This is a genomic window from Colwellia sp. MB3u-55 (assembly GCF_014076785.1).
GTDB lineage: Bacteria > Pseudomonadota > Gammaproteobacteria > Enterobacterales > Alteromonadaceae > Colwellia_A.
The window spans coordinates 60,930-84,841 of sequence record NZ_JACGUS010000113.1; the positions used below are offsets into that span (position 1 = coordinate 60,930).

General features: G+C 36.3%; 24 protein-coding genes, 1 tRNA gene and 1 pseudogene. 12 read left to right on the plus strand and 14 right to left on the minus strand.

Features of this window, described 5'->3' with window-relative positions; translation table 11 throughout:
* Positions 1-32: 32 nt before the first annotated feature.
* Positions 33-1,253: a phosphopentomutase gene (locus H4J66_RS09860; protein ID WP_182173848.1), complete on the plus strand. Its 1,221-nt coding sequence runs from the start codon at positions 33-35 to the stop codon at positions 1,251-1,253.
* Between the two features lie 109 nt (positions 1,254-1,362).
* On the opposite strand, the gene deoD is transcribed toward H4J66_RS09860, so the two are convergent.
* From deoD to H4J66_RS09875, 3 genes are all read right to left on the minus strand, one after another.
* Positions 1,363-2,067 (minus strand): purine-nucleoside phosphorylase, encoded by a 705-nt coding sequence (gene deoD, locus H4J66_RS09865; RefSeq protein ID WP_182173851.1) that lies wholly within the window; start codon positions 2,065-2,067, stop codon positions 1,363-1,365.
* A 248-nt stretch (positions 2,068-2,315) separates the two neighbouring features.
* Positions 2,316-3,311, minus strand: a complete 996-nt coding sequence (gene add / locus H4J66_RS09870) for an adenosine deaminase (protein ID WP_182173854.1) — start codon at positions 3,309-3,311, stop codon at positions 2,316-2,318.
* A 97-nt stretch (positions 3,312-3,408) separates the two neighbouring features.
* A complete protein-coding gene (locus H4J66_RS09875; protein WP_070373572.1) occupies positions 3,409-4,314 on the minus strand; it encodes an endonuclease/exonuclease/phosphatase family protein in 906 nt (301 codons plus the stop codon).
* Positions 4,315-4,458: 144 nt separating this feature from the next.
* Here H4J66_RS09875 and H4J66_RS09880 point away from each other — a divergent pair, with 144 nt between their 5' ends.
* From H4J66_RS09880 to H4J66_RS09890, 3 genes are all read left to right on the plus strand, one after another.
* On the plus strand, positions 4,459-5,016 hold the full coding sequence (locus tag H4J66_RS09880; RefSeq protein WP_182173857.1) for a phosphoribosyltransferase: 558 nt from the start codon (positions 4,459-4,461) through the stop codon (positions 5,014-5,016).
* An 18-nt stretch (positions 5,017-5,034) separates the two neighbouring features.
* A complete protein-coding gene (locus H4J66_RS09885) occupies positions 5,035-6,141 on the plus strand; it encodes a hypothetical protein (protein WP_182173860.1) in 1,107 nt (368 codons plus the stop codon).
* Positions 6,142-6,412: 271 nt separating this feature from the next.
* A complete protein-coding gene (locus tag H4J66_RS09890; protein ID WP_182173863.1) occupies positions 6,413-8,644 on the plus strand; it encodes an NADP-dependent isocitrate dehydrogenase in 2,232 nt (743 codons plus the stop codon).
* A gap of 92 nt (positions 8,645-8,736) precedes the next feature.
* On the opposite strand, the gene H4J66_RS09895 is transcribed toward H4J66_RS09890, so the two are convergent.
* Positions 8,737-8,973, minus strand: coding sequence for an RNA-binding protein (locus tag H4J66_RS09895; RefSeq protein ID WP_070373576.1), 237 nt, complete (start codon positions 8,971-8,973; stop codon positions 8,737-8,739).
* 309 nt (positions 8,974-9,282) lie between these two features.
* Between H4J66_RS09895 and icd the strand changes: the two genes are divergently transcribed.
* From icd to H4J66_RS09910, 3 genes and pseudogenes are all read left to right on the plus strand, one after another.
* Entirely contained in the window at positions 9,283-10,533 is a 1,251-nt protein-coding gene (icd, locus tag H4J66_RS09900) for an NADP-dependent isocitrate dehydrogenase (protein WP_182173866.1), read from the plus strand.
* A gap of 136 nt (positions 10,534-10,669) precedes the next feature.
* Positions 10,670-10,885: pseudogene (locus H4J66_RS20370) on the plus strand (cold shock domain-containing protein); the annotation flags it as partial.
* Positions 10,886-11,262: 377 nt separating this feature from the next.
* Positions 11,263-12,504: a tyrosine-type recombinase/integrase gene (locus H4J66_RS09910; RefSeq protein ID WP_182173874.1), complete on the plus strand. Its 1,242-nt coding sequence runs from the start codon at positions 11,263-11,265 to the stop codon at positions 12,502-12,504.
* A gap of 77 nt (positions 12,505-12,581) precedes the next feature.
* Here the strand turns inward: H4J66_RS09910 and H4J66_RS09915 are convergent, their stop codons facing one another.
* Genes H4J66_RS09915 through yejK form a run of 4 tightly spaced genes read right to left on the minus strand, consistent with a single transcriptional unit; the run spans position 12,582 to position 16,455 of the window.
* Positions 12,582-13,412 carry a M23 family metallopeptidase gene (locus tag H4J66_RS09915; protein ID WP_182173877.1) on the minus strand — a complete coding sequence of 277 codons (831 nt, stop codon included), beginning with the start codon at positions 13,410-13,412 and terminating at the stop codon, positions 12,582-12,584.
* On the minus strand, positions 13,405-14,283 hold the full coding sequence (locus H4J66_RS09920; protein ID WP_182173880.1) for a 6-carboxytetrahydropterin synthase: 879 nt from the start codon (positions 14,281-14,283) through the stop codon (positions 13,405-13,407). The genes H4J66_RS09915 and H4J66_RS09920 overlap by 8 nt, the downstream gene beginning before the upstream one ends.
* A gap of 19 nt (positions 14,284-14,302) precedes the next feature.
* On the minus strand, positions 14,303-15,349 hold the full coding sequence (gene pyrC / locus H4J66_RS09925; protein WP_182173883.1) for a dihydroorotase: 1,047 nt from the start codon (positions 15,347-15,349) through the stop codon (positions 14,303-14,305).
* A gap of 29 nt (positions 15,350-15,378) precedes the next feature.
* A complete protein-coding gene (yejK, locus tag H4J66_RS09930) occupies positions 15,379-16,455 on the minus strand; it encodes a nucleoid-associated protein YejK (RefSeq protein ID WP_182173886.1) in 1,077 nt (358 codons plus the stop codon).
* A 79-nt stretch (positions 16,456-16,534) separates the two neighbouring features.
* Here yejK and H4J66_RS09935 point away from each other — a divergent pair, with 79 nt between their 5' ends.
* From H4J66_RS09935 to H4J66_RS09945, 3 genes are all read left to right on the plus strand, one after another.
* Positions 16,535-16,747, plus strand: coding sequence for a DUF1414 domain-containing protein (locus H4J66_RS09935; protein ID WP_070373583.1), 213 nt, complete (start codon positions 16,535-16,537; stop codon positions 16,745-16,747).
* A gap of 64 nt (positions 16,748-16,811) precedes the next feature.
* Positions 16,812-18,509 carry a DUF3413 domain-containing protein gene (locus H4J66_RS09940; protein ID WP_182173889.1) on the plus strand — a complete coding sequence of 566 codons (1,698 nt, stop codon included), beginning with the start codon at positions 16,812-16,814 and terminating at the stop codon, positions 18,507-18,509.
* Positions 18,510-18,607: 98 nt separating this feature from the next.
* A tRNA-Pro gene (locus H4J66_RS09945) sits at positions 18,608-18,684 on the plus strand.
* Positions 18,685-19,365: 681 nt separating this feature from the next.
* Here the strand turns inward: H4J66_RS09945 and H4J66_RS09950 are convergent.
* A complete protein-coding gene (locus H4J66_RS09950) occupies positions 19,366-19,599 on the minus strand; it encodes a hypothetical protein (RefSeq protein ID WP_182173892.1) in 234 nt (77 codons plus the stop codon).
* Between the two features lie 271 nt (positions 19,600-19,870).
* Between H4J66_RS09950 and H4J66_RS09955 the strand changes: the two genes are divergently transcribed.
* Positions 19,871-20,314, plus strand: a complete 444-nt coding sequence (locus H4J66_RS09955) for a hypothetical protein (protein ID WP_182173895.1) — start codon at positions 19,871-19,873, stop codon at positions 20,312-20,314.
* Between the two features lie 90 nt (positions 20,315-20,404).
* Here H4J66_RS09955 and H4J66_RS09960 read toward each other — a convergent pair whose 3' ends face one another.
* The 4 genes from H4J66_RS09960 to H4J66_RS09975 all read right to left on the minus strand — a co-directional run bounded on the left by H4J66_RS09960 (position 20,405) and on the right by H4J66_RS09975 (position 22,859).
* Positions 20,405-21,292, minus strand: coding sequence for an alpha/beta fold hydrolase (locus H4J66_RS09960; RefSeq protein ID WP_182173898.1), 888 nt, complete (start codon positions 21,290-21,292; stop codon positions 20,405-20,407).
* Between the two features lie 78 nt (positions 21,293-21,370).
* Positions 21,371-21,745, minus strand: coding sequence for a ribonuclease E inhibitor RraB (locus H4J66_RS09965; RefSeq protein WP_310650651.1), 375 nt, complete (start codon positions 21,743-21,745; stop codon positions 21,371-21,373).
* A 252-nt stretch (positions 21,746-21,997) separates the two neighbouring features.
* Positions 21,998-22,351, minus strand: a complete 354-nt coding sequence (locus H4J66_RS09970) for a hypothetical protein (RefSeq protein WP_182173904.1) — start codon at positions 22,349-22,351, stop codon at positions 21,998-22,000.
* Between the two features lie 64 nt (positions 22,352-22,415).
* On the minus strand, positions 22,416-22,859 hold the full coding sequence (locus H4J66_RS09975) for a hypothetical protein (RefSeq protein WP_182173907.1): 444 nt from the start codon (positions 22,857-22,859) through the stop codon (positions 22,416-22,418).
* 368 nt (positions 22,860-23,227) lie between these two features.
* Between H4J66_RS09975 and H4J66_RS09980 the strand changes: the two genes are divergently transcribed.
* Positions 23,228-23,446, plus strand: a complete 219-nt coding sequence (locus tag H4J66_RS09980; protein ID WP_182173910.1) for a hypothetical protein — start codon at positions 23,228-23,230, stop codon at positions 23,444-23,446.
* Between the two features lie 281 nt (positions 23,447-23,727).
* Here H4J66_RS09980 and H4J66_RS09990 read toward each other — a convergent pair.
* Positions 23,728-23,912: Bor family protein (locus tag H4J66_RS09990; RefSeq protein ID WP_220463272.1), on the minus strand; the 185-nt coding region annotated here is incomplete at its 5' end.

The following is a 23,912-nucleotide window of genomic DNA, read 5'->3' on the forward strand; positions in this document are numbered from 1 at the left end:
TATATTGAAAAAATGATCATAAAGGAAATGCTATGGCCCGCGCAATAGTTTTAGTGATAGACAGTTTTGGTATCGGTTACTCTGCTGACGCAGCTGAGTTTGGTGATGTAGGCGCAAATACCCTTGCTAACCTCGCTAAAGCATATTATGCAGAGACTGGAAAAGCGATAAACTTACCAAATTTGGCAAGTTTGGGCTTATTTAAAGCTTGCCATGAGGCGTCCAATACCGATTTTCCACAGCAAGGTGGTGAACCTCAAAAAGGGGCTTATGGTTACGCACAAGAGATAAGCACAGGTAAAGATACCCCAAGTGGTCATTGGGAAATGGCAGGTGTGCCGGTTCTCTTTGATTGGGGATATTTCACCAATAAAGAAAAAGCCTTTCCGGTTGACCTAATAGATAAAGTTAACAAAGCCACTGGCTTTAGCGACATGCTTGGCAATTGTCATGCCTCAGGTACGGTTATCTTAGAAAAGTTAGGACAAGAGCATATCAAAACTGGCTTACCTATTTGTTATACCTCAGCAGATAGCGTTTTTCAGGTTGCCGCACATGAAGAACATTTTGGTCTAGACAATCTTTATAAGTATTGTGAAACAGTAAGAGCAGAACTTGAAGGCCTTAATATAGGGCGAGTTATTGCCAGGCCTTTTATCGGTGACAACCCAGACAATTTTGCTCGAACAGGTAACCGCCGCGATTATTCGGTATTACCTCCAGCACCAACCGTATTAGATAAAATTTTTGATGCCGGTACGCATGTGATCAGTGTCGGTAAAATTGCTGACATTTTTGCCCATCAAGGTATTAGCGAAAAAACCAAAGCGACGGGCTTAGATGCTTTACTCGATGCCAGTATTAAACATCTTAATAGTGCAGCAGATAATTCGTTAATATTTACTAATTTGGTTAATTTCGACCAAGATTTTGGCCATAGACGTAACCCGGTCGGCTATGCACAAGAACTTGAAGCCTTCGATCTACGTATCCCTGAAGTACTCAATGCGATGACCGATAACGATGTGCTGTTTTTAACCGCTGACCATGGATGTGATCCAACTTGGCCAGGTAGCGACCATACCCGTGAGTATGTGCCAGTATTGGCTTATCATCACAATATTGCTTCGGTAAATTTAGGTAAACGAACAACCTTTGCTGATTTAGGGCAAACCATAGCTGAAATGTTTAATGTTGATAAAATGGATTACGGCACCAGCTTTCTAACTGAGCTTAACTTTAACAATAAGTAGCGAAGTGGGTTTGATTAAAAAGCTGTTATTCGTGTAAATAATGGTTATAAAAAAGGGGTTAGCAAAAATGCTACCCCCTTTTTTATGTTCAGGATGAACGAATATAACGTTATAGGATACTTTCTAAGGTTAATTCCATCATGTCTTTAAAGGTGGTTTCGCGCTCATCTGCGGTAGTTTGTTCACCGGTTTTAATATGATCGCTTACGGTTAATACCGTTAAAGCTTTTTTACCGTATTCGGCTGCAACGCCATAAAGGCCAGCCGCTTCCATTTCTACCGCTAAAATTCCATACTTTTCCATAGTGGTAAACATTTCAGGCTGCGGAGTATAAAATAAATCAGCCGTAAAAATATTACCAACGCGGACAGGTTTATTCAAACGTTCAGCCGTATCAACAACACTTTTTAACAATGAAAAGTCTGCACATGCGGCAAAATCAACGCCATGAAAACGCTGTCTGTTAACGTTAGAGTCGGTACTTGCTGCCATACCAATAACAATATCACGTACTTTAATGTCATCACGAACAGCGCCACAAGAACCAATACGAATAATACTTTCAACGCCGTAGTCTTTGTATAATTCAGTCGCGTATATTGAAACGCTAGGGATCCCCATTCCAGAACCCATTACTGAGATAGGCTTGCCTTTATAGGTGCCCGTGTAGCCAAACATGTTTCGAACACGTGTAACGCATTTAACATTTTCTAAAAAATTATCAGCAATATATTTAGCGCGAAGTGGGTCGCCCGGCATTAATACAGTTTTTGCAAAGTCGCCTGCTTGAGCTTCAATATGTGGAGTTGGCATAAGAGTTATCCTTTAGTTTTTAAGTGTAACTCAGTAAGTTTCTAGCCAGACCTGATGGGATCAAACTGCTATCAAGGGTTTTTTACTGAAAAAATGTTTATGGCGACTATTTAAAAGTCGCCTAAAAGTTAATATGGGTATAATAATACTAAGTACTGTAACGATCAATTACCTATTAATCATTAAGGTTAACAACAACCAATGAAATTTATAATCACTGTGTGATTGATAGCAATATTATCTTTACGCTATAGTTTTAATTGGCGTAATATTTGTTTTTCATCATGGCTTAAAAAACTCATTTCAATGGCATTGCTTTGTAATTGCGTTATTTGTGTTTCACTGAGTTTAAGTAAGTTACTGGCAAGGTTAAATTCATCTTCAAGCTCAATATTCTCAACTGCAGGGTCATCGGTATTTAAACAAACATTAAGGCCATTTGCTAAAAAGGTTTTTACGGGGTGCTGACTTAAATCTTTTATCGTACCTGTTTGATAATTAGATGTCAGGCAAGACTCAAGACCAATGTTATGTTTAAGCATGTAGTCCATTAGCTTTTGATCTTTTATACAAGCGACGCCATGACCAATTCTGGTGGCTCCTAGTTTTTCTATAGCATGCCAAACGCTTTCTGGTCCAGCCGCTTCACCCGCATGCACGGTTACTTGCAACCCCGCATGGGATGCTTTCTTGAAATGACTTTCAAAAAGGCTACCAGGAAAATTATACTCGTCACCCGCTAAATCAAGTGCAACAATATTATCTTTATAGGCTAAAAGGGCGTTAAGCTCAGTATCGCAGTTGTCTACTCCAAAAGTACGGCTCAAAATACCAATTAAATTTATTTTGGTCGGGTACTTTTTACGGCCTTGGTTAACGCCTTCAATAATCGCTTCCACAACACCTTCAATAGGGAGTTTGTGGGTCATTGCCATATAAAAAGGTGAAAAACGTAATTCTGCATAATCAATATTAGCCAGATAAGCATCTTCAACATTTTCATAACCGATACGAATAACATCATCTAATGAAGAAAGTACTTGCACGCCCCAATCTAACTTCTTTAAAAAAGCGAGCAGGTCGGCTTCATTGTCTGTAATTTTAATATGAGGTAAAAAGTCTTCAAAATTAGTTTCAGGTAAAGCAATATTATTTTTCTGAGCTAATTGCCAAACAGTTTGAGGTCGAATGTTTCCGTCTAAATGTCGGTGAAGATCTATAAGTGGCAGTTGCTTATTATACATATGGGTCTATTGTCCTGATAATATAAAGTGTTGCTAGTTAACACTAGCAACGGTTTATGTCTGTCGTCTATTCTAGCTCAAAATCCTTACTAAATGTTTAAAGCTGGACTTTAACCGAAATAGGGCAATGGTCTGTTAATGTATTTGCAAGCTCGCGAGTATATTTTTCTTTGAAAACTAATTGTTCAAAAGAGTTTTCGACATACATGTTTTTAGCGCTAGGGTTAAAAACTATATGGTCGATATAATCTTTGTAGTAACCGCCCCAACAAGCAGACTCTTTTGTCATCGTTGGTGTCCAAAGCGCTTCATTGCCTTCATCGTCAAGGGCTTGCCACAAACCTTGGTCTTCTGCATATTGATGACTTACATCTTGTGAAAATCTGCGGTTAAAATCGCCAAGTACTATAAAGGCTTCATTATCTTTAGCTCGTTCATCTACCCAACGTTCAAGTGGGTCTATTTGCATACTTAATGTGGTGCAGGCTTCTTTTAGTCTTAATTCTTTATCTGTACTACTTGGCATCGCTGCAAGGTATTTGCTATCTAGTGGCAAAGCAAAACAACCAGACTTTAAGTGTACGGCAAGTAACCTGATTTGTTTACCATCTCGAGATAAGGTTAAATCCATACCATGTCTGACACGGGTAACATTTAATGCTTTATATTCTTTGGCAACCACAGTTAAGCCCGCTGATTTTTTAACGGCAACACCAACACGTTGTACCCAGTCTTTTGTAGAAAAATAAAAATCGTATTCGTTACCAAAGACCATTTTTGCCCAATTTTCATCTTCAACTTCTTGTAAAGCAATCACATCGGCATCAAGTTGTTTAGCATAGACGGCTAATTGCTGATAATCATCTGATTTTCGTTTATTATACTCATGAGAACCTAACCAAGCGATATTCCATGAAGCTACTTTTAGTTCTTGAGAGTAACTTGGTGAGACATACATTAAGCTAAATAGTAAACTAGCAGTTGTTAATATTGTTTTTTGCATTAATACTTCTCTTAGTTAAACTCAAGTTTTTTGAGTACAGGTAAATAATAAACGTTAATTCACTGAATAATTTACTTAACCATTCGGTCAAGAATTGATATAATTCGCCACATTACACTACTTTTACAGTAAGAAACAACCACTATGAATAAAAAATTTATCACCGCACAAGAATTACTAGAAGATTCTTTTAGACTGGCCGCAAAAGTCTTTGAAGATGGTTTTCGTCCACAATTTATCATAGGCATATGGCGTGGTGGAGCACCTGTTGGTATTGCTGTTCAGGAGTATTTTGATTTTAAAAATATCGACACAGATCATATCGCTGTCCGTACTTCTTCTTACTATGGCATTAACCAACAAAGTAAAGAAATTAAAGTGCATGGTTTGCATTACATTATCGAAAATGCCAATGCGACTGATGGCTTATTGATTGTTGATGATGTTTTTGATTCAGGCCGCAGTATTGATGCATTAATAAAACAACTTGAAAAATTAGCGCGTAATAATATGCCAACTGATGTTCGCATTGCTTGTCCTTGGTATAAGCCAACCAATAATGTGGTTGATATCAAACCAGACTACTACGTTCACGAGTCTGATGAGTGGTTGGTATTTCCACATGAGTTGTCAGGATTAACACAAGAAGAAATTGCTGAAGGCAAATCTGACCTTACCAATATATTACACCTTTTAAAATAATTACAGGTTGAGTTGTTAATGAAGCTACTACCCTTTATAGCTATCTATCTCTCGGCTTTTACTGTACTTGCTGATGATAACATTTATCAGCAAGTGACTTTAAAGGGGAAATGGCTGGTAGAAACTGATCAGCAAGTTATGTTTGATCCACAAACCTCCGCGTTAAAGCTATGGCGCGGCAAGTTACTGACTCTTTCTGATGGTTCAGCTGATAAGTCTCAGCAAAAACAATTACATATTATTGAGCCCACGAGTGGCTTAGTAGAAGAAAAATCGTTGTTCATGACTATGTCTAGCCAGGTAAAGTCCAGCTGCTTTTCCTCGTATCTAGCAGGTGAACCTGATTTTGAAGCTTTAGCGGTTGACCCTAACAATGATAAAATTTTCATTATAGTGACCGAAGATGCCCGTAATAGCGATAAACTTTCATCGGTATGTCAACAGCGTTTTCAAAACACCGGGTCGACAACATACCCGACACTTATTGTGAGATTAGCGCTTGATGATAATAATATATTATCAATGACACATGTTAGACCCTTGCAATTTGACGCAAGTTATAACGTCGGTGATTTTTCTAATGATGGTATCGAGGGACTAGCTTTTGGTCAAGACAACACGTTATACCTTGGTTTGGAAAAAGATAGTAAAGGTTTAGCGCGTATTTTTTCGTTGGTGTTAGACGAAAACTTTTGGGCGACTGATGAATTTGCTCCGGTAGTTGATACTGAAGTTCTATTACCGACATTTAGTCAGGGTATGCACCCTATTAATGGTATGGACTATCTATCGAAAGATAATCACCCTGGTTATATCGTTGCTGCAGCTAGGAATGATGATCAATTATGGATTATCGATTTGGCAAAGAAACAACCAACGAAAGTTATTGCTATGAATTTCTTAGCGCCAGTGAGTATTAAAAATATCGAATGCAGTGATTGGGAGCCTATCGATAACACCTCATTAGAAGGCGTTGCAGTAGCTAATAATAATATTTGGCTAATTAATGATCCATGGAAAGCGCATTACATAGAAAATGCAAAATGTCCGTCAAATTATGATAAGTACAAAACTTTTTCGCCCTTATTGTTTTCGCTAGCCATTGATAAAGGTTGGTTAGAATAAATAATCGCTACATATACAACATAGTTATTTGTAATTATAGCCATATTGTTTACGAAGCTTACTTGAAAGTTTATAATGCTCAGGTTAACCAGTGGTACAGCCACTGGTTTTTTATGTCTGTACTTACTCAGGCAAATAGATCGCGAATAAATAGTGATAAATTTTTAATACGCTTTAGCGTTCTCGCGGAATAATTAATAGTAATAGAGTGATGAATAATGCCAATAAGTGGTGTTTTCACTTTATTAGGCAATTAGCAATAGGAAAGTAAATGAGCTCAGATTCAACAAAAATAATTTATACGATTACCGATGAAGCGCCTGCATTGGCGACTCACTCTTTATTACCAATTATTCAGGCATTTACGGCTTCTTCTGGTATTAACGTTGAAACGCGTGATATTTCACTTGCGGCCCGTGTATTAGCGAACTTTCCAAAATACTTAACAGCAGAACAACGTGTAAGTGATGCTTTATCAGAATTAGGCCTGTTAGCTAAAACACCAGAAGCTAACATCATTAAATTACCTAATGTTTCAGCTTCAATACCACAACTAGAAGCCGTTATTAAAGAGCTTCAAGCTAAAGGTTATAACTTACCAAACTACCCAGCTGAACCACAAAATGAAGCAGAGCAATCTATTAAGCTTACTTACGCAAAAGTTTTAGGCTCTGCGGTTAATCCTGTTTTACGTGAAGGTAACTCAGACCGTCGTGCGCCTAGCTCAGTTAAACAATATGCACGCAAAAACCCTCATTCTATGGGTGCTTGGTCAAAAGATTCTAAATCACACGTTGCTCATATGTCAGCGGGTGACTTTTACGGTAGTGAAAAATCAACCACTATAAATGGCGAAACCAATGTAAAAATTGAATTCGTTAGCGACAATGGTGCGGTCACCTTATTAAAAGAACACTTACCATTATTAGACAAAGAAATTATCGATGCGGCAGTAATGAGCAAAGCGGCATTAATTGAATTCTATGAAACACAAACAGCTAAAGCTAAAGAAGAGGGCGTTTTACTTTCTCTTCACTTAAAAGCAACCATGATGAAAGTTTCAGATCCAATCATGTTCGGCTATGCAGTCAAAGTTTTTTATAAAGATGTTTTTGACAAACATGCTGCTATTTTCGAACAACTTGGTGTAGATGCTGATAATGGTATTGGCGATGTGTATGCAAAAATATCTCGTTTACCAAGCGAAAAACAAAAAGAAATTGAAGCCGATTTAGCCGCTGTTTATACCACACGTCCAGAAGTTGCGATGGTTGATTCAGACAAAGGTATTACTAATTTTCATGTACCAAGCGATGTCATTATTGATGCTTCAATGCCTGCGGCTTTAAGAGCTTCTGGTATGATGTGGGATCGTGATGGCAATCAAAAAGATACTAAATTTATGATCCCAGATCGTAACTACGCTGGTGTTTTTTCAGCGGTTGTCGATTTTTGTCGTGAAAACGGTGCATTCAACCCAACAACAATGGGTACAGTGCCAAACGTAGGTCTAATGGCGCAAAAAGCTGAAGAATACGGTTCACATGACAAAACCTTTACCATGACAGGTAAAGGTACAGTTCGAGTGGTTAATGACAACGGCGATACCTTATTAGAACATAACGTTGCTCAAGGTGATATTTGGAGAATGTGTCAGGTTAAAGATGCCCCTATTCAAGATTGGGTTAAACTTGCCGTGACTCGTGCTAAAGCCACTAATGTACCGACAGTATTTTGGTTAGATGAAAATCGTGGCCATGATGCAGAGATGATTAAAAAGGTAAATACCTATCTAGCTGACCATGATACAACAGGTTTAGATATTCAGGTTTTAGAACCCGTTAAAGCCTGTGAGTTTACTTTAGCGCGAACCGCTAAGAGTGAAGATACTATTTCAGTAACCGGTAACGTTTTACGTGATTACTTAACTGATTTATTTCCAATTTTAGAATTAGGCACCAGCGCTAAAATGCTTTCAATTGTGCCACTAATGAATGGCGGCGGATTATTTGAAACAGGCGCGGGTGGTTCAGCACCTAAGCATGTTCAACAATTTGAAAAAGAAAACCATTTACGTTGGGATTCTTTGGGTGAATTTTTAGCCCTTGCTGCTTCTTTAGAACATGTAAGCGTTCATACCAAGAATAACAAAGCGCAAGTACTTGCTGATACGCTAGATTCAGCAACAGGTAAGTTCCTCGATGAAAACAAATCGCCTTCACGTAGAGTGGGTGAATTAGATAACCGTGGTAGCCATTTTTATCTAGCTATGTACTGGGCACAAGCACTTGCGGAACAAACAAATGATGAAGAGTTAAAAGCGAGTTTTACTGCTATTGCTCAAGCATTAACTAAGCAAGAAGCTAAAATTATTGCTGAATTAAATGCCGCTCAAGGTCCATCAATGAACATTAACGGTTATTATTATGCTGATGTTGACCTAGCGCGTAAAGCGATGCGTCCAAGCGAAACGTTTAATACTATATTGTCTAGCTTACTGTAACGTAACACTAGCTAAGTTATAAAGATAAAAAAGGCTGAGTATCTTAATTGATACTCAGCCTTTTTATTGAATGCTAATAATGATAATTAGTCTTACTTAGATATTTTCACTCTAATTCTATTACTACCAATTCTAGTTTCGTGCAGTGCTTTTATCGCTTTTTTAGCTTCTGCTTCATTAGGCATTGCCACAAACGCGAAACCTTTAGATTTTCCCGTTTCTTGGTCTAAAACTAAAGTACATTCGGTGACACCACCATGAGCTGAAAATAAAATCCGAATTTCTTGTTCGGTTGTAGAGCGAGATAAGTTACGTACTAATAGTTTCATCAACAATCCTAAAAAATAATATTGATAGTAATTATCTCAAGATAGTTTACTTTCACCAAGCTATTTTATTTCATTAGCGGGTATTAATAGCTTTCAAACGCATAATTTAAACGATTGTTTAAATTATTCACCTCGGTTATAGTCAATATCATCTATTTTGTATTAGTGTTGCATGTCTTTTTCATTTATTTTTAACATTCAAGTAAAGATAACCTATACTAAAATAAGCAGTTTTATCCATAATTCAAACAATATAGCTTTAAAGTTAATACCTGTTAACGTTATTGTGCTAAAGAAGAGGAATCATATATGTCTACGAACGTAAAAATCCCGACTGAAGGTCAAGCCATTACCTGTGAAAATGGGCAGCTATGTGTCCCGAATAATCCTATTATCCCTTTTATTGAAGGTGATGGTATTGGCATCGATGTAACACCGCCAATGATTAAAGTTGTTAACGCTGCTGTTGAAAAAGCTTATAACAGTGACCGTAAGATCCACTGGATGGAGGTTTATGCCGGTGAAAAAGCAACCCAAGTTTACGATTCAGAAACATGGTTACCTGAAGAAACATTAGAAATGTTTAAGCAGTATAAAGTTGGCATAAAAGGGCCGTTAACTACGCCTGTAGGTGGTGGCATGCGTTCATTAAACGTAGCACTTAGACAAATATTAGATCTATATGTCTGCCAGCGCCCAGTACAATGGTTCACCGGTGTACCAAGCCCTGTTAAAAAGCCAAGCGAAGTAGATATGGTTATTTTTCGAGAAAATTCAGAAGATATCTATGCTGGTATTGAGTATAAAGCGGGTTCTGATCAAGCAAAGAAAATGATTAAGTTTTTAACCGATGAAATGGGCGCAACAAAAATTCGTTTCACCGAAAACTGTGGTATCGGTATTAAGCCGGTATCTAAAGAAGGTACCGAACGCTTAGTGAGAAAAGCCATTCAGTATGCTATAGATCACGACAGAGAGTCGGTAACTTTAGTACACAAAGGTAATATCATGAAGTATACCGAGGGCGCCTTTAAAGAATGGGGTTACCAATTAGCACGCGATGAATTTGGTGCTGACTTTATTGCGGGTGGTCCTTGGTGTTCATTTGTAAACCCAAAAACAGGTAAAGAGATCATCATTAAAGATGTTATTGCTGATGCAATGCTACAGCAAATTTTATTAAGACCCGCAGAATACAGTGTTATCGCAACATTGAATTTAAACGGTGACTATATATCTGACGCATTGGCAGCACAAGTTGGCGGCATTGGTATTGCACCAGGCGCGAACATGAATGATGATATTGCCATTTTTGAAGCAACACATGGCACAGCACCAAAATATGCGGGTTTGAACAAAGTTAATCCAGGCTCTGTTATTTTGTCTGCAGAAATGATGTTGAGACATATGGGTTGGGTTGAAGCCGCTGATTTATTACTTAAAGGTATGTCAGGTGCTATTAACGCTAAAACAGTCACTTACGATTTTGAACGTTTGATGGATGGTGCAACACTGGTTACATGTTCAGAGTTTGGTGATTGTATTATTGACCATATGTAATATTAACGACATTAAGTTATAGTAAAGAGGATCAGTCGGATCATATTCGATTGATCTTTTTTAATGATAATTATTGTAATATTTACCTTAGAAAAAGCTTTTATAGTTTATAACTAAAATCTGTAATGGAACCGTGATGCACAAAGGACAATTAACAAGTTGGAAAGATAATAAAGGCTTTGGCTTCATTAAATCGAGTGAACTGACTAAAGATACCTTTATTCATATATCATCATTAAAAGAGATGAGTAGAAAACCTAAAGTAGGTGATTTAATTTATTTTGATGTAGAAGAGCAAGCTAACGGTAAAAGCAAAGCCGTTAATTGCCGTATTGAAGGTGTTGAAGCTAAAATTATACAAGCGCATAAACCTCGTATTTATAGAAATACTTCAGCCGTTAAGAGTAAGCTTGTTTTAATATTAGTACTAATAGGTATTGGTGCTTTTGCATTTCAACGACTAGGCATAGCGTCTTAACACTTAACGCGATAAATTTAAAATAACGTTCATAATTTATTGCGTTGCTAGACGACAAGTTTATGCAATGAATAAGAGGTGATTAAAATTATAATAGCAGATCAGAAGTTTTTTATTCTGCAAGTAGTTACGGGGAGCACTTCCCTAGATTTCATATAGCCCACTATGTCCGATACTCTTCAGTATTGGACATAGTGGGTATAATGGTTTAGACTGCCTTTATACGTACTATCTACTTGGTTTTCAAAATAATGTTGTTAAATAAACCTGTTCCTTTATATCCACCATACATTGATTTGTGTGATTTTGATTTTGATGACTACCCAGAGTTAGATAAAATATTCTCATCAAATGAACCTTGGTGGCTTGAACAATTTGATTGGGGGAAAATTTTCCTTACTTATATTGGTAGAAATAAATCTACACATACTTATGACCGATTTAGAAATGACGTTGAACGTTTTCTTTTATGGTCATTTATTGAAAAGAAAAAACCAATAGACCAATTACGTAAATCAGACTTACTTGAATATGCTGACTTTTGTTGGCAGCCACCAGTTACTTGGATTGGTACATCAAATCAAGAACGTTTCAAAATATCCAATGGTTATTCCTTAGCTAATAAGCTTTGGTTCCCATATAAAATCCAAGCACCTAAAAGTCTAAAATCTGAATATATCATCGATAAGAAAAAATATCGTCCATCACAACAAACACTTTCATCAATGTTTACCGCAATTATCGTTTTCTACAACTATTTAATGGCTGAGGATTTTTGCATTGGTAATCCTGCACAAATAGCTAAAAAAGATTGCCGACATTTTATAATAGACTCTCAAGTTAAAGAAGTTAAACGCTTAACCGCTAGCCAATGGCAATATGTTTTAGATACAGCCATTGAAATGGCTGATGAAAACCCACTATTTGAACGAAATTTATTTGTTATATCTGCATTAAAAACTCTTTTTTTAAGAATTTCGGAACTATCAGAACGTGCAAATTGGTCACCTACAATGGGACACTTTTGGCAAGATGATGATGAAAATTGGTGGCTTAAAGTCTTTGGAAAAAGCCGTAAATTGCGTGATATCACCGTTCCTCTTGATTTCTTACCTTTTTTAGAACGTTACCGCTCTTCCCGAGGTTTATTAGGCTTACCATCAAGTAATGAAAATTCAATTCTTGTTGAGAAAGTTCGTGGCCAAGGTGGTATGACATCTCGACATTTACGCCGTTTAGTTCAAAGTGTTTTCGATCAAGCACATGAAAATATGCGCAGATCCGAAGGTGAAAATAAGGCATTAAAATTGAAAGAAGCTTCTGCCCATTGGTTAAGGCATACCGGTGCAAGTATGGAAATTGAACGTGGGCGCCCTCTTAAAGATATTTCAGAAGATTTGGGTCATGCAAGCATGGCAACAACCGATACGGTATATGTTCAAAGTGAAAATAAGAAACGTGCTGAAAGTGGTAAAAAAAGACGGGTTAATTAATCCTACACTCATTTATTTGTATAACTTACTACCGACTTAATAAATGAATGTAGACCTTAATATCGCGTTAATATTTTCTATTTAATGGCAACAGCTTTTAACGCTAAGGCGGGATCTAAACGCATATTAAACCAATTAATACGCCAATCTAAATGAGGACCTGTAGTTCTGCCACTAGCGCCAACGGCAGCAACAACTTGTCCTTTTTTAACTTCGTCGCCGGTTTTAACGTAAGATTTACTTAAATGTAAAAAACTAGAAGTAATACCATGACCGTGATCGATTATCATGGTGCCACCTGAATAAAACATATCAGGTACGAACATTACCACAGTGCCTGCTGCGGGAGCTTTGACTGGATCGCCGGTTTTTCCTGCGTAATCTAAACCATAATGAGGACGTTTAGGTACACCATTAAAAACCCGTTGGCTACCATAGACACCCGTAATAATGCCTGTTATTGGTGCAATAAAACCTTTTGCAAAATCAGTTTTAGTACTTAAGGTTTGTCTGGCTGTACTCACTTGCGCGCCATCTTGCTTAGAACGAGTAACAGCTTTTGGATTGGGGTTCATTATTTTTTTGGCAATACCTTCAATACGTTGAATATCGTATTGACGCTTTACCGGTGTTAAAGACTTTAATTCTTTTTCACCATTTGGCTGAGTGATCACTAATTGATGCGTTTTATCATCATCGCGGCTAAATCCAAAAACATAATCGCCATACTCAGATAAAGGCAGTACTTTCCCATCAAAGGTAACAACATTATCATTAGCTGTTTTACCTATAACTAAAGCGCCCTGCTTTATTTCTCCGGAAAGCTTAATATCAGCAAACGAGTGCTGACTAAAAAAAACACCTATTAAACATAAAGTTATAAGCTTAGTGTTTTTAGTATTAAGCATTTGCAATCGCGCCTTTACCAACACCTTCAAAGGCAACAACCGTTACCTCACGTTGATTATCAGCAACTAATTGTCTGGCAATAAAGTCGGCTAAAAGCTCAACGGTTGAGTCACAATCGACAACGTCTAATACCTTATTCTCAACCGCGATGTCAAAGCGACCTTGTGGCGCGGTATAAGAAAAGAAATGGTGATCGGGCGTCAAATTGTGTTGAGCAAAATTTGACAGTTCAATATCTGCTTTTGCAACACGGTCAACACCTGAAGCAATATAAATATCTTGCCAACGTAAGCACCAAGCTTTTTCTAATGCCGCTACACGTTGACCTTTTTGTAAAATATGAATAGTAGAACGGTGACCATGAGCAATACGCTGACAATTTCCGTCATGTAATTTTAAACCATGGGTGTAATGGTAAAAATCGCCGCTTATATTCTCTGGTCGAAGGGTTAGCTTAAGACCTTGAACATTTTGTGGTAATTGCTCAAGAATTATTGCGGTTAAATGCTCAGTAACAGATGCTACATCAATCGTATCGCTAGTAATTTTAGCAAAAGCACATTTTGGTGACTGTAAATAGTAACTGGCACGCTCACTGATAAAATCAACGTATTCATGGTTTTTCTGATGTAATGAATCAGTAACAGTCATACATTCGTTTTTCATCGGTAATAATAATTTATGATCAACAGCATCATCTATAATTGCTTTAATTTGCTTTTTAACCACAGCAAAGTCAAGCACCATGCTCATTTCATTGAGAGCACCATCAAGGAGTACATCAACGATCCAACTCTCGCCGACAATGCCACGTTCCTGGCAACAGTATGAAAAATCAATGACCGTTAAATCATTTACAAATAATTGCATTATTACTTCCTATTTAAATCTAGTCTTTTACTTGCCAAGCAATAGTATCGTTAGCACGGATTGGCACAACAACATCATGACCAAACGACATAGTCGCTGGTACATGCCATTGGGCTTTTTCTAAAGTTATTTTATCGCTATTAACCGGTAAATTATAAAATGCTGGCCCATGTAAACTCGCAAAGCCCTCTAACTTATCCAAGGCCCCTGCTGCTTCAAATGCTTCAGCATAGAGCTCAATTGCTGCATGTGCCGTATAAGATCCTGCACAACCACAAGCCGATTCTTTGGCATGTTGTGGGTGAGGAGCAGAATCAGTTCCTAAGAAAAACTTACGACTCCCTCCAGTTGCTGCAGCAATTAATGCTTGTTGATGAATATTACGTTTCAAAATAGGTAGACAGTAGTAATGAGGTTTAATCCCGCCAACTAACATATCGTTACGATTAAATAATAAATGGTGAACGGTAATTGTCGCCGCAACGTTATGACCTGCTTGCTCAACAAATTCAACCGCATTTTTAGTGGTTATATGTTCTAAAACTATTTTTAAATCCGTATATTTTGCTACTAAGGGCGTTAAAATAGTTTCAATAAATATCGCTTCACGATCAAATATATCAATATGGCTGTCAGTCACTTCGCCGTGGACCAATAAAAGCATGCCCACTTCTTGCATTGCTACAAGTACATCAGCGATGTTATCAATACTCGTCACACCAGAAGAAGAGTTTGTCGTTGCTCCAGCAGGATACAACTTAGCCGCAAAAACAAGACCCGTTGCTTTAGCGTCATATATTTCTTGTACGGTTGTTTTATCAGTTAAATAAAGCACCATTAATGGTTGAAATGGCGTACTTTGTTTTGAGCCGTTTATATTAGCAGCCATAATGCGTTGATGATATTGCGTCGCTAATTCTGCATTGGTAACGGGAGGAACTAAGTTTGGCATAATAATAGCGCGGCCAAAGTAACGGCTAATATCTGGAACTGTGGTCGTTAAAGCATCGCCATCGCGTAAATGTACATGCCAATCGTCTGGGCGAGTAATGGTTAATGTTGTCATTTTTATACCTATAAATTAGTTAACTAACTTTAAAATTCTGTATTTTCAGATTGATGAGCATCTTGCTCTTTCTTATCAGCTGTTTGCAATAACGCTAATAATTGCTCTTTTAAATTTGGGGGGACTTTATAAATAGTGATACTTTCATTTGCCGCATTGTAAACAACGTCTTCACCAAAGTGGCTGCGTTCAAAGCTCAAGCTAATACCATTACCATACCCTGAGTACTTAGTGACTTTATTAACAACCGTTTGATCATGTGGAAAAGATTCTTCCAACGGATAAGATTGCTCTTGGCAAAATTGATGAAAATCTTGAGTAGCGCCCTCTTGCTTGATCACTTGCCCTATTTCTTGAATGGAGACATCCTGAGCAGCGCTTTTTTGTTCTTTACAGTAACTCAATAATTCTTTGCGGGTATTCTGTTTTTCTGTCGCATCAAGTTGATTAACAGCAACATAATCTTCAACAGCCTGCACTAACGTTTGTGTCTGTTCTTTGGAATTTAAGCCTTCTTCACAACCTAAAAAGTCTAAAAAGAAATCAGAAACAACACGACCCGCTCTACCTTTGATAAACGAAACATACTTATTACCTTGCTGATTTTCTTTATAATCAAATAAATCGATACGCGCTGCTAATTGCATACGCGCGGTATCAAGGTGTTTGTCAGCAGAAATATTCAATTCGCCATCAACAGAATAATGTTCAGAAACGGGGATCACTGTAGCTAGTAAATAACGACCACCCATATACTCATAGTGGCAAACAACTAAGTAGCCGGTTTCAGCCAGGTTATATTTTTCCAATTCATTTTTTAATAAATTAGCCGCCTGACTACTAAAAGCATAAAAACTTTGTGATTCACCTAAGTAGCTTTCCATAATATCAACAAAACGAGCAGTATCTCCTACTGCAGGCATAGTGGTAAAATGTCCGTAAGCTTTACTCGCTTTAGCATTATAGATTTTATGAAGTCCATCAACAAAATTTTCAATCTTATTGCTGATATCGATAGATTCTGGCCCTAAACGCAGTACAACTTCACCGGTTTCTTCTTTTTTGGTTAAAAAATGTAGGGCAATGTTTGAAATAATTAAGCTCATAGTTAAAGGCCAGTTTTATATTGTTCAGGCATTTGATAAACTTGTACCAATCTATCAAATAACCTATTAAGTATTTAAGATGCCTATTGTATCCAAGTATTCGAATGAACGTGTAGAAAAAATTATCCAAGATTTACATAATGTTTTAGTTAATGAGTCTGCAACCCCTGATCTAGCGCTGATGTGCTTAGGAAATACCTTAACAGAAATTATTAATAAAAATATTCCTGAAGCAAAAAGAGCTGATATAGTAACCAATTTCACTAATGCTTTAAAAAAGTCGGTCTTATAATTACCCCTATATTCATAAAATATAGAACTGATAAACTACAATAATAAGAGAATGATAATTAACTATGGTTGCATTTGATTCAAAAACGTATAGCAAGCGCCTGTTACACCTAATCAGTTGGAGCCATTGGTTCACTTTTTTTAATATAATTGCCGCCATTGGATTATCATCCTTTTATATTTTTAGTGAAGGAGGTCCCGAGACATTCCTTGGACAATTTTATTTAATCACCACGTGGTTTAGTCATATGGGTTTTTTAACCTTTATGACTTTTGTTTTAATATTATTCCCGATCACCTTAATATTTCCACATACCCGTTTTATTCGAGCGATAGCCTCTGTGGTTTTTACCCTGCAATTGTTAATATTACTGCTAGATGCTTATATATATAACAGTTTGGGTTACCATCTAAATGCTTCTTCAAGTGCACAAATTGTTGATTTAATTAGCACGCAAATACAACATAACAGCCGTATGTTTTGGTTTGTTAGTATCGTATTAACCTTATTTATTTTAGCCTTCGAATTAACTATAAGTAATTATGCGTGGAAACATTTAAGAGACTTACAGAAAGTCGTCTTCGCAAAGTTTGTTGTTATCGGTTTAGTCTGTTCTTTTTTCTTTAGCCACTTATTACATATTTGGGCTGATGCGAACTTAGAATATGATATTTTAAGGCAAGACACAGTATTACCTTTGTCATACCCATCGACGGCTAAAACATTACTCACAAAATACGGTATGTTTGACCGTGAAGCATATATAGAAAGAACAACAAGCCCACTAGCCTTTACCAATGCTATTCCGCAATACCCGCTGCTCAATGAAGCCTGTGTTTCACAAACACCAATACAAAAATCAGTATTTATGGTGGTTAACGATGTCAGCTTAACAGATAAACAGATCAAGCAATTTAAGCAGAGAAACACCCAAAACCAGTTAACGCTCGAACATCATATCGATAACGCCTTACACAAAAACGCGTGGTTTAACTTGTTTTACAGCTTGCCAAGTATTTATCAAGAAGGCTTGGAAGAACAAAAGGCAATCCCTTTACTCTTTCAATTATTAAACAGAAATAAGTTGGCAAGTTCATACACAATGATCCATGGCGATGACAAGATAAATAAAGAACTAGTTCTAGAATCACAAGGTTTTGAACCTTTATTTAATCAGCAAACGACACTTGATAATATTTCATCACTAGTCTTTGCTGATAAGCTTAATAGCTTACCTGTAGGCTTACATTTATTTTATTTTGCTGACAGTAATACTTACCAATTTGAATTGTTTATGGATGCTTTGCTACTAGCACAAAAAACAAAACAAACTAAAGATATTATTTGGATCACTTCCGTTGGTAACAAGACCAAGGCGACCAGTTTATCTATTAAACCTTCGTTACTCATTTTGCCTGAAAGTGAAAGTAAGACAGTGAGCCATTTAACCAGTCACATGGATATTCAACCAACCTTAATACAGGAATGGTTAAACTGTGACATTAATGAAAAAACCTATAGTAATGGCAAAAATGTTCTGCGGTTATCCAAAGACCGTATTATTGCCAATACCATGGACGATGGCATGATGGTATTTAGTAAAGACAAATCAGTGTTTATTGATCAAAATGGTAATTTCCAAAGCTACTCTCGACAATTAGCGGCTCCTATAATGGTAAACTCTGATTTTCCATTAATGATTGATGGGGTAAACTTTATTAAGCAGTTTAGTAAGCAGGTAGAGAAATTGAACAATAAATAAACTAACAGATTGATTTTCTATATTTTATATTGCAATCAGTATTTAAACCATTATTATACAGACAGTAAACAGATTAACCCTCTTAATGTTTACTGATTCGGGGTATAGCGCAGCTTGGTAGCGCGTGCGTCTGGGGGACGTGAGGTCGCAAGTTCGAATCTTGCTACTCCGACCACATTTATAAATCAAGACGTCCTAGGGCGTCTTTTTTTATGCCTAAAAGCCAATCCAAACAACTAACTAGCAAAATTATAACGCTTTTTACAAACCTATATTGTGTTATAAAATCCCACCGCTAATGTAACACTCCAAGTAACACTATCTATTACTCATAATTATGATGTTATTTAGAAAGATCTGGTTGTTTATTATACTATTGATGCTTCATAGCTAAAAAATCATAACCGTTAGGCAATATTGATAAGGCCGCAAAAGACAAAAATTATAATCTTGTTGATAGTTTAGGATTATGATTACCCGTTAAGCCAAATAACACAAAGTTATATCTGTTTAACTATAGAAGCACATACACTGAAAAAACTGCAAGTTTAAGTTTTGGAAAATACCTGGTTTTATCATTAGCCTATTCCAGCTAGCTTAGCGGTAATACTTGAAGTGGAAGGCTTACAAATAACACCAAGAAAATATAATGGAGAAAAGAGATCACCGTATTATTTTAGCTACGCCCTCTCTTTGCCGTGATAGAAATATACAAACTTCTCAGCATCGTGAACACCTGTTCCCCACATAGGTGAGTTTAATGAAACAACAGAACCGTCCTTTGCTATTTTAATCTTTTCTCTTACATAAGTTTTAAATTCTGAAAAGTTCTCAATTTTAATGTTTTTTAATTCTTCTACAAAGTGCGCTGCTTTATACTTAACTGCTTCTCGCTCATAGTGTTTCGCACAGTTTTCAGGAATAAGAAAAAATTCATCATCATCATCCCAATCAAAGGCTTCACGTAGTCAATTTCTATACTTCCTGACCCGTCTTCTGAGTAACAGGCAAAGGCGACATCATACTCTTTTGTTTCAGGCTGCTTGCTAAAGACAGACTCTAAATCGTCGATGATATGCTGAACTTTCATTTAGCTTCCAAATGCCCCATTAAGAGGTTTTAATTGTTGGTTAAAAAAGTGACGAGGGAGCAAATAGCAAACTCTTACTTGTCCTTGTTAAATGGCTTGTTATCTTTATGTTATCTACTTGTTACGTAGGAAAAAACTACATTTTTGTCTTCTATTTAAGCTTGAATATTACATTAAAATATTTATAATCCTGCTGGCTAATAAGTTTAAGGAATGAACGATTTATAATTAACTCCATTAAACGCAGGTAAATATTACAATTATGACTGTCATGGCACACCCAAATATACAAAATGTTAAGCGATATAGAGTTCAAGATAAGGTTTTTGGTATTCAAGAATACTTTTCTATTGCCAAGCATGGTGACAAAGCTAAAATTTTAGCAGAGAAAAGACAAAAAGAAATCTCTCAAAAAAGACTATATCGTCAAATACGTATGCAGTTAGATATAAATAAGATATTTCATCCCGATGGAACCGTTATTGGACTAAAACGAACATTAAAAAATAAAAGTGGTTCAATAAAACAAATTTTACATATTCAAATTATTGTAAATGGCAAACAGAAAAAAACTGATATCACAATTGATAATAAAACCTTTGAACAAGCATATCTTAAGGCTCAAAATAAAATATTGGAATTAAGAAAAATTGAGCAATCTCCTGAAATAACAGAAATATTCAAAAAAATAGCAGGATACTACAAATACAGCTAACGCCCTATTAAGAGGCTTTTAATTGGTGATTATAATGTTAACGCCACCTAACCAATGGTTGAAATGCCTGCTTGAATGCCTTACTAAGCATCAATGACCACCAATCAATGATTCAATATTACTAACAACTAGATCAGGATCTGCTATATGAAGATGATGTCTTTTTGATTCAGAAAAAATAATTTTAGTATCAGTCGATAAAGCTTTAAAACTGTTAATTGCATTAGCATATAAATCATTCATAGGCTTAGCAATACTGTCGGGAACAAAAGGCTCATCATATCTAGGTGTTTGGTTAATATAATCTTTACTTGTTTTTGAAAAAAGAACAATAAGAGGCTTACCTTCAAAAGTTTTGGAAGCTGTGATTAACTCATAACTTTTAAGATGATCTACTTTTTCAGCCATGTTTTTAAACATAGGGTCTTTTACACCTAACTCAAATTCCATTATATCTCGCAAATCTTTATTTTCTGTTTCAAAGCCATCAGGCCATCTTGTAGCCATTGTATGAAAATACCCATAAATACCTGGGTCAATGAATACAGCACCTAAAACATCACTGGTATATAAATGATTGTAAGCTCGAATAATGTAGGATGCATAGGAACCACCAGCAAAATAATATGGAGGTTTAACATTGGCGACAGACAATAATTCATGTAACCAGTTTGCCGTATCATAAACGGTAAAAGGTACAGGCCCTTTCTCACTTTTCCCCAACCCTAAACGGTCGTATAAACAAATACTGAAAGTTTTATTTAACCGCTTAACATTATTCATCCAAGCTCCATCCGAGCCTGCTCTGCTATAACCTTGCTCTAAAATCAACTTAGGTTTATCGTTTTCATAGCATTCTAAATAAAGTTTAAAACCACCAACATCATAAAGTCCTTTCTTTGTTGGTAATAGAGTTTCATCGTTGGCTGAACTGCTAAAGCTTACCAAGAGAAATATAAATGCTAAATATGATTTCATACACTATCCCTGTATATATTTGATGCCTAACGCCCTATTAAGAGCCAACTGTTATTTGCCTTGCTTGTATAGCTTATATTACATTTCTACCGATGCGCCCCAACCTACTGTTCCACATGAGTTTGATGGAATTAAGGGCATTAATTTAGCTCTAAATGAAGAAATCTCACTTAAATTCAACTTCATATAAGCGCTTAAAGATGAAGAGCAAAGTTGCCTTTTTTCAGAATAGAATATGTAATCATCGTCAAAGCAAACAATTTTTGCTCTTGATATTATTTCAGCAACTTGTTGCTGACTTTTGCAGTCAACCATAAAACTTACCCAGTGTACTTTCTTTGCATTAGATCCTTTCTGAATGAGCAACTCAATTAAACTTTGATCAACTTCAAGGTAATTTAATGGTGAAGGTTCCAGATTTATCTGCTTTGAAGCACAGCCACAAGTAGAAATAAGTACTAAAGTTCATAATATTATTTTTCATACAAAAATCCCTTGTAATATAACACCCAATGACCGGGCTAAAAATTGTGGCCTATAATAGAACAGGACGAACAGTTCGCTGTATTTATTCCTGCTTAATTGGCTTTTTATGCTTAAAATACTCTGAATTAATTGTTAGAAATAGTTTGTTCTTAAACATAACGCGCCAATAATATGCAAATAGCCAACTATATTTTTTCCGCTTGAATAGCTTATAGTAAATTACCTAACTAATCCTAATACTTCTTCGCCTTGAAACGCGACACTTATTTGATCACAGCTTTTTGCAGTTATTTGAACATCAACGAATGAACCTTCTGCTGCACTATACATTTTTGCATCCCAAGAAGATTTTGTTGAGCCTATCTTAATACTTTTTAATACAACTAACCCTATAGACTCAGGGTTTAAGTTATGAGAATAAACGGAGATTTCGCCTTTAGTTAAATCAATAAAAAGTTTTGCCAGTTTAGCTGAGTGATCCCAAATGCCGGTAAGATTACATTCATCACTTTTTGCCTCAGGTGAAAAAATTGAAACTATAAAAATTGAGCTTAAAACTATTAACTTTAACATGACTATCCTTTACATATAACGCTCGTTTAAACGCTTGCCAGAAAGCAGTTAACACCAGTCAGCTCTAATCATTTGATTTAAACACGCGTTTTAATACCTTGGAAGTTATTGAATCCCCCTTAGCAATCCTACTCTTATTCATTTCTCTAAACTTAGAAATGACTGCTGAGTCTGCAGTATATGATTGTCCATTTATAGTGATGAAGCCATCAGTAAAGTACACTTTAAACAATTCATTCTGATTTGGAGACGTTAACAACAATATGTCAGCACTTTCTAGGTTGACTGGATTTTTGGTTGTTGACCCCATTAATACTACAGTATCAATAAAATTTTTTATTAAATTAAAATTTTCCCATCTAGCATAAATAATTGCACTATCTTGCTTTTGATTTAACCAATAAATAGATTTTACTTCTTGAATCGTACTTGTGTCATAAAATTTATCACTAGCAGCTAATACAACATTGGGTATTATGCACAAACACAAAAATAAAAACTTAATCATTTTTCAACTCCTTAATAATGTGCAGAGATTATCTCTGCTCCCTAAAGCCCAAATAACAGACTAAAAATAGTGGCCTAAAATGGAGCGAAGCAAACAGCCCGCTTTTTTAGTCCTGTTGAATTGCTTATAGTTGGACAAATCCATTTGTCAATCGATTAATTTACTATAGTTGATAAGTGGAATATGACTCTGTTGGTTACGAATATTGAACGGCAAACATCCAATGTTTCTAACAAGACGTTCGAACCAACAGAGCTACTCGCTTCAAACGCATACTCAGGGATCGCCTACGAAGACTATCTATAAGACCTGCGAGAAACGAGACTTAAGCACATTCCATCTATAACTTTACTCGCTGGAGCATAAAAATGAAAGCATATAACGTCGATGATTTCGATGCACTTATTGGTATCGATTGGGCTGACAATAAACATGATATATGTGAGATCTCAAAAAACACCAAACACTATCACTACACCATTATAAAACATAAACCAGAAGCGATTCGCAAATGGGCAATGGAGCTTAAGCTGCGTTACACAGATCAGAAAATTGCTATTGTGTGTAAACTTAAAAAAGTTCCTTAATTTATGCGTTCGCAAAATATGACCACCTCGTCTTATTTACGGTGAATCCATCCGCGGTCGCAAATTACCACAAAGCATTAACACCTAGCGGCGCAAAAAATGACCCCACAGATGCATTCATACAAGTTAAAATGATTAAACTTCACATAGATAAACTTTCAGTGATAATACCTGAGTTAACATCAATGAGAGCATTAAAACGAAGAGGCTCACCGTTGTTAAAATTTGCAATAACTAGCTAAATTTAACTTGTTGTCCACCTCAGGGCGTGTTGTTATATTTTATTTACACGATACTTCAACCGTTTTTGGGTACCAAATTGGTCCCAACATATTTGCTGTACCACTAGCCAAACCGTTTATAAAAGTTAATTCGGTTTTTACTGATGCCCAAGGCGTGTTAGCACATTCTTTTTGGAGGTCTACAACTGGCGAGCCCTCATATAAAGAAAGGGCGAAGTTATGAT